We start from the raw sequence: 738 nt of genomic DNA, 5'->3' as shown, positions 1-738 counted from the left end.
GGCGACGGCGACGTGCTGCGCTTCGGCCGCCTCGAGGTCGACGCCGGCGGTCGCCAGGCCCGCCTCGACGGCAAGCCCTGCGACCTGACGAGCTACCAGTTCGACCTGCTCCAGGTGCTGGCCAACGCGCCCGGGCGCGTGCTGTCGCGCGACCAGATCATGATGCGCTGAAGGGCCACGCGCTCGAGGCCTTCGACCGCTCGATCGACGTGCACATCTCGCGCATCCGTGCCGCCATCGAAGACGATCCCAAGACGCCGCGCCGCATCCTCACGGTGCGCGGCGCGGGCTACGTGTTCGCGAAGAAGCAGGATGCCGAGGCGGCCTGATCGGCGTCGCGCCCGCGCAGCAGGACGGGCCGGCCGGTGAAGACGCTCTACCTGCGCATCTACCTCACCGTCGTGGCGGTGCTGCTGCTGTTCGCGCTGGTGTCGGGCTGGCTGCTCCAGCGCAACATCGAGCATGAGCGCATACGGGTCGAGGCGAGCGGCAACGAGCGCCTGATCGCCTGGGGCGAGTTGCTGCAGAACGCGCTCCCACCCGTCGACGCACCGCGCGACGAGCAGAGCCAGGCCTTGCTGGAGTGGTCGTCGCGCTTGCGCATGCCGCTGGCGCTGGATGACGCGCAGGGCCGGCGTATCGCCACCTCGCAGGCCTTCGCTCGCTGGATCGACGGCGGCGTCGGGCCGGACGGGCCGGTGCCGCCCGACGAGTTGCGCCCGCCGCCGCCCGAGGGCG

2 pseudogenes are annotated in these 738 nt (G+C 72.1%); both read left to right on the top strand.

Features of this window, described 5'->3' with window-relative positions:
- A pseudogene (locus x551_RS22905) lies at positions 1–329 on the top strand (winged helix-turn-helix domain-containing protein); the annotation flags it as partial.
- Between the two features lie 36 nt (positions 330–365).
- Positions 366–738, top strand: a pseudogene (locus x551_RS22900) (two-component sensor histidine kinase); the annotation flags it as partial.

This window comes from Methylibium sp. T29, assembly GCF_000576205.1.
GTDB lineage: Bacteria > Pseudomonadota > Gammaproteobacteria > Burkholderiales > Burkholderiaceae_C > Methylibium > Methylibium petroleiphilum.
Note: the sequence above shows the minus strand (reverse complement) of the source record. Positions and strands in the feature narration are given on the sequence as shown.